The sequence below is a fragment of the Mesorhizobium sp. M0618 genome (assembly GCF_040320765.1).
Lineage (GTDB): Bacteria > Pseudomonadota > Alphaproteobacteria > Rhizobiales > Rhizobiaceae > Mesorhizobium.
In genome coordinates, this window is the sequence record NZ_JAMYQH010000067.1 from 1 (window position 1) to 5,755 (window position 5,755).

Annotated in this window: 4 protein-coding genes; 2 read left to right on the top strand and 2 right to left on the bottom strand. The window is 62.2% G+C overall.

Going from position 1 to position 5,755, the window contains the following annotated elements:
• Window positions 1-153 precede the first annotated feature (153 nt).
• Together rhaI and NKJ04_RS33430 are read right to left on the bottom strand one after the other, a co-directional pair.
• Window positions 154-1,443 carry an L-rhamnose catabolism isomerase gene (gene rhaI, locus NKJ04_RS33425; RefSeq protein WP_352680096.1) on the bottom strand — a complete coding sequence of 430 codons (1,290 nt, stop codon included), beginning with the start codon at window positions 1,441-1,443 and terminating at the stop codon, window positions 154-156.
• A 13-nt stretch (window positions 1,444-1,456) separates the two neighbouring features.
• Complete coding sequence (locus tag NKJ04_RS33430) at window positions 1,457-3,559, bottom strand: bifunctional rhamnulose-1-phosphate aldolase/short-chain dehydrogenase (RefSeq protein WP_352680098.1); 2,103 nt, start codon at window positions 3,557-3,559, stop codon at window positions 1,457-1,459.
• A 186-nt stretch (window positions 3,560-3,745) separates the two neighbouring features.
• On the opposite strand from NKJ04_RS33430, the gene NKJ04_RS33435 reads away from it, so the two are divergent.
• Window positions 3,746-4,555 carry a DeoR/GlpR family DNA-binding transcription regulator gene (locus NKJ04_RS33435; RefSeq protein WP_256745987.1) on the top strand — a complete coding sequence of 270 codons (810 nt, stop codon included), beginning with the start codon at window positions 3,746-3,748 and terminating at the stop codon, window positions 4,553-4,555.
• A 55-nt stretch (window positions 4,556-4,610) separates the two neighbouring features.
• Window positions 4,611-5,606: a rhamnose ABC transporter substrate-binding protein gene (gene rhaS, locus NKJ04_RS33440; protein ID WP_023813908.1), complete on the top strand. Its 996-nt coding sequence runs from the start codon at window positions 4,611-4,613 to the stop codon at window positions 5,604-5,606.
• Window positions 5,607-5,755 lie beyond the last annotated feature (149 nt).

A 5,755-nucleotide genomic window follows, 5' to 3' on the forward strand; every position in this document is an offset into this window, starting at 1 on the left:
CGCAAGGCACCCCACATTGGCCCGACCCTCCCTCCTTGCCCGTATAACTTAATAACGCAACGGGCCCCTTGCGGGGGAGATGTCCAGCAGGACAGAGGGGGGTGCTCAAGTGCCGCCCTCTCTGTCGGATCGACGGAAAATCGAACTAAAGGCCTACACAATCCCGCCTGAACCGCCCGCAACCGCCGGGCGTTCGGCCGCGACTTTCGCCCGGTAGCCCGCCGCACGATATGCCGCGACCGGATCAATGGCGCCACCCGTCTTCAGTCGCGCCATGGCGAGGATCGGCTCGACATCGGTGCGGTAGGCGGCTTTCAGCGTCTGCGTCGCCATCAGCGCGTCGTTCAAGTCCTGAAAACCTTCCAGCGCCTTGCGGTCGACGAGCAGCGCCTGCGCATAGGCGCGCTGCACCTCGACCGCCGACAGCATCAGGCTTTCGATCGGGTCGGTGACGTTGTGGCTCTGGTCGAGCATGTGCGCCGGGTCAAAACCCTCGGCGCCGGAAAGTTCGGCATCGACCAGTTCGTTGAAGACGAGGAACAGCCGGTAGGGATCGATCGAACCGGCATCGAGATCATCGTCGCCATACTTCGAATCGTTGAAGTGGAAGCCGCCGAGCTTCTTGAACTGGATCAGCCGCGAGACGATCATCTCGATGTTGACGTTGGGGGCATGGTGGCCAAGGTCGACGAGACAGAACGCCTTGTCGCCCAATTCCCTGGCGATGATGTAGTTGGTGCCCCAGTCCTGCACGACGGTGGAATAGAAGGCCGGCTCGTACATCTTGTGCTCGGAAAACAGCTTCCAGCCGGCGGGCAGCCCGGCGTAAACCTCTTTCATGGCGTCGAGATAGCGCTCGAACGCCTTGGCGAAATTGACCTGGCCCGGGAAGTTCGAGCCGTCGCCGATCCACACCGTCAGCGCCTTGGAGCCAAGCGTCTCGCCGATCTCGATGCATTCGAGATTGTGCTCGACCGCTTGCCGGCGCGTCCCGGCATCGGCATGCGAGAGCGAGCCGAATTTGTAGGAGAGTTTCTGGTCCCTGGCATCGGAAAAGGTGTTGGAGTTCATGGCGTCGAAGCCGAGGCCAAAGCGCGAGGCGGCCTGTTTCAGCCGGTTCGGGTCGGCCTTGTCCCACGGAATGTGCAGGGAGACGGTCGGCGTCGCCTGCGTCAATTGCTGGATGACGGCGCAATCCTCGATCTTGTCGAAGATGTCGCGCGGCTCGCCGGCGCCGGGAAAGCGGGCAAAGCGCGTGCCGCCGGTGCCGACACCCCAGGACGGGATCGCCACCGCGAATTTCTCGACCTTGTCGCGGATGGCGTCGATGGCGATGCCGCGACGGTCGAGGCGTTCGCCGAGCGAGGCGTAGTCGCGTTCGAGGTCGGCCTTCCGCGCGGCATTGTCCTTGTCGACGGTATCGGCGGCGATGATCTGTTCCATCGTCCTCCTCCGCTCAGCGCGTGAACGACTGGGCGTTGCCCGCGTCGACATTGATGATGTTGCCGGTCGACTTGGCCGACATGTCGGACGCCAGGAAATAGATCGCCTCTGCGATGTCTTCCGGGAAGACCGAGCGCTTCAGCATCGAACGCGAGCGGTAGTGCTCCTCCAGATCGTCGGTCGACATCTTGTAGGCGGCGGCGCGCTGTTCCTTCCACTCGCCGGTCCAGATCTTCGAGCCGCGAAGCACCGCGTCCGGGTTGACGACATTGACCCTGATCTGCGCCTCCGCGCCCTCCAGCGCCAGACAGCGGGCGAGATGGATCTCGGCGGCCTTGGCGGTGCAATAGGCGGCAGCGTTGGGCGATGCGGCAAGGCCGTTCTTGGAGGCGACGAAGACGACGTTGCCGCCAATCTTCTGCGCGCGGAACAGCCGGAACGCTTCCCGCGAGACCAGGAAATAACCGGTCGACAATATGTCCATGTTCTTGTTCCACAGCGCCAGCGTCGTCTCCTCGATCGGCGCCGAGGAGGCCAGCCCTGCGTTCGACACCAGAATGTCAATGCCGCCGAACTCGACCGCCGTCTCGGCAAAGCCCGAAATGACCTGATCCTCCGAGGTGACGTTGATCAACACCGGGCGGACGAAATCCTTGCCGTAGACTTTCGCCAGTTCGTCATTGGCGCCGGCCAGCGCTGTCTCGTCGATGTCGGCCAGCACGACGCAGGCGCCTTCGCGCAGCAGGCGGTTGGCCGTGGCGCGGCCGATGCCGCCGGCGCCGCCGGTGACCAGCGCGATCTGGCCGGCAAGCGACTTCGGCTTCGGCATGCGCTGCAGCTTCAGGTCCTCGAGCAACCAGTATTCGATGTCGAAGGCTTCCTGTGCGGGCAGCCCGACATAGGACGAGACGGTGGAGGCGCCGCGCATGACGTTGATGGCGTTGACATAGAATTCGCCCGAAATGCGCGCCGTCGCCTTGTCGCCGGCGAAGGTGAACATGCCGACGCCGGGCATCAGGTAGACCACGGCATTGGGATCGCGGATGGCGGGCGAATCCGGATGCTTGCAGCCCTCGTAATAGGCCTGGTAGCCGACGCGATAGGCTGCGATGTCGTCGGCAAGCCGCGCAATCACCGCATCGACATCGGGCTTGGCCGGATCGAATTCGATGACCAGGGGGCGGATCTTGGTGCGCAGGAAATGGTCGGGGCACGACGTGCCGAGTGCCGCCAGCGGGCGCAGATCCCTGGAATTGACAAATTCGAGCACGGCGGCGGAATCATCGAAATGGCCTGTTTTGTGGCTCTTTTCCGAGATCAGGCCGCGAATCCTCGGCATCAGTTTGGCCGCGATGGCACGGCGCTCGGTGGCGTCGAGTGCCTTGACCTCCTCACCGCCGAAGATAGCGACACCCTCGGAGCGGCGCTCGAACCATTCGATCGCCTGGTTGATCACCGAGATCGTCGTCTCGTAGCATTCCCGGGGAGTGTCGCCCCATGTGAACAGGCCGTGGCTTTCGAGGATGACGCCCTTGGCACTGGGATGTTCGAGGCAGAATTTCTCCAGCCAAAGACCAAGCTCGAACCCGGGACGCTTCCACGGCAGCCAGCCGATGGCGTCGCCGAAGATTTCTTTCGTCAGCGCCTTCGAATCCTTGGCGGCGGCAATGGCGATGATGGCATCGGGATGCATGTGGTCGACAAAAGGCTTCGGCACGTAGGCATGCAACGGCGTGTCGATAGAGGCCGCGCGCGGATTGAGGTTGAAGGTGCAGTGGGGCAGGAAGCCGACCATTTCATCTTCGTGCTCGACGCCGCGATAGAGGCCTTTGAGCGCGCGCAGCTTGTCCATGTAGAGCGTGGCAAAGCCGTCCAGCTTGATCGAGGCGCTGTCGCCGCCCGAGCCCTTGACCCAAAGCACTTCGACATCCTCGCCGGTGAGCGGGTCTCTCTGCCATATCTTCGAGGAGGTGTTGCCGCCGCCATAGTTGGTGACGCGCTTGTCGGAACCAAGTGTGTTCGAGCGGTAGACCAGAAGTTCCGGCCCGCTCATAGCGTGAGCCTTGGCCTCGTCCCACAGATTGGCGAGGCTCGCGCCGGTGCGCTTGTCGAGCATAAGAAATCCTCCCGAAAGGCACGCAAAAGGTGCGGCCATTTGGCCCCGAATTTCCACGGAAGCGGCCGGCTTGTCAATCACAAACGATCAATATCGATCATATTGCACTGCACAATGAAATTATATGATCGGAAATGATTGACACTGCGCGTTTTGGGTGCCTAGATGCTCAGGCAGGGAGGAACCATGCACGAAAAAGAGCGCCACAGGATCATTCTGTCCGCCGTCCAGGAAAAGCCTGTGGTGACGGTGCAGGAGATGGTCGACCTGACGGAGTCTTCCGAGGCGACGATCCGGCGCGATATCGCGGCCCTCCACGTCCAGAAGCGGCTGCGCCGTGTGCGCGGCGGCGCCGAGGCAATCTCGCCGCCGCAGTTCATTGGGCTGGCCGGCCGGCCCTTTTCCGTCAACGAAACGATCAACGCCTCACAGAAGCGGGCGATTGCGCGCGAAGCGGTCGAGCTGTGCAAGGACGGCGAACCGATCATCATCAATGGCGGCACCACCACATTCCAGATGGTGCATTTCCTGACCGGCCGCCGCATGCCGATCTTCACCAATTCGTTCCCGATCGCCGAGCACCTGCTCAAGCACTCCAAGAACACCGTCATGCTGTCTGGCGGCACGATCTACCGCGAGCAGAACATCATCCTGTCGCCCTTCGACAATGACGTGACGCGCAATTTCTATGCGCGCCGCATGTTCATGGGCGCGCAAGGGTTGGGGCCGCTCGGCCTGATGGAGGGCGACCCGCTGCTGATCCAGGCGGAGCAGAAACTGATCGACCAGGCCGACGAGCTGGTGGTGCTGGTCGATTCCTCGAAATTCCGCAAACGCTCCAGCCTGATCCTGTGCGGCCTGTCGCGCATCGCCACCGTCATCACCGATGACGGCATCGAGGATCGCGAAGCCAAGATGCTGGAAACCGCCGGCGTGACGCTGGTCGTCGCCCGCACATCCGCAACCAACAAGGAAGAATCTTCACTGCAGGCCTGAGGCCAACTCGCGCTCGCAGCGGCGATGGAATGCAACGCTCAAGGGAGGAAATTCGATGAGCTTCTTGAAGAAATTGATGGTGACGGCTGCATTCTCAGCCGCCATGTTCGTGAATGCCGCCTATGCCGAGAACGTCAAGATCGCGTTGGTGGTGAAGTCGCTCGGCAACGGCTTCTTCGATGCCGCCAACAAGGGCGCCGAAGAGGCGGCCAAGGAACTCGGCGATGTCGACATCATCTACACCGGCCCGACCAAGGCGACCGCCGAAGCGCAGATCGAAGTGGTCAATTCGCTGATCGCGCAGAAGGTCAACGCCATCGCCATTTCGGCCAATGACGCCGACGCGCTGGTACCGGTGCTGAAGAAGGCCATGGAACGCGGCATCACCGTCATCTCCTGGGATTCGGGCGTCGCCAAGGAAGGCCGCCAGCTTCACCTCAACCCGTCCGACACCGGCCTGATCGGCGAGACCATCATCAAGCTTGCCGCCGATTACCTGCCGGAAGGCGGCGAAGTCGCCATCCTGTCGGCCTCCTCGACCGCGACCAACCAGAACGCCTGGATCGATGCGGCCAAGAAAATCCTGCCGGAGAAGTTCCCCAAGATCAAACTTGTCGCCACCGTCTATGGCGATGACGATTCGGCCAAGAGCACTGATGAGGCCAAGGGCCTGTTGAAGTCCTATCCGAACCTCAAGGCGATCATAGCGCCGACCACCGTCGGCGTCGTTGCCGCCGCCCAGGTCGTCACCGATGAGAACTTGATCGGCAAGGTCAATGTCACCGGTCTCGCATTGCCGTCCGAGTTCAAGAAGTTCATCGACAACGGTTCCAGCCAGGCGGTTGCGCTGTGGAACCCGATCGACCTCGGCTACTCGGCCGTCTACCTCGCCCATGATCTGGCAGTGAAGAAGGAAGAGGCCAAGCCCGGCGCCACGCTGTCGATCGGCCGTGTCGGCAAGGTCACGCTCGACGACACCAATTCGGCTGCGATGGCTCCGCCCTTCCAGTTCGACAAGTCGAACATCGAGAAGTTCTCCAAGATCTATTGATCTGGAGCCCTCTAGAGTTGAGGCGGGGGGGGGGGCGGGCCCCCCCGCCGGTTAAAAAACCAAGTTTTATGGGTTGTTTAGGAAAATGAAACCCCACACCCCCCCCCCCCCGGGGAATGGGGGGCCCGAGGCGAGGGGGAACCCCCCGC

Excerpts from the sequence above, each read along its gene's own strand:
- NKJ04_RS33430 (WP_352680098.1), bottom strand. The coding sequence starts at position 3,559 with ATGCTCGACAAGCGCACCGGCGCGAGCCTCGCCAATCTGTGGGACGAG.
- rhaI (WP_352680096.1), bottom strand. The coding sequence starts at position 1,443 with ATGGAACAGATCATCGCCGCCGATACCGTCGACAAGGACAATGCCGCG.
- NKJ04_RS33435 (WP_256745987.1), top strand. The coding sequence starts at position 3,746 with ATGCACGAAAAAGAGCGCCACAGGATCATTCTGTCCGCCGTCCAGGAA.
- rhaS (WP_023813908.1), top strand. The coding sequence starts at position 4,611 with ATGAGCTTCTTGAAGAAATTGATGGTGACGGCTGCATTCTCAGCCGCC.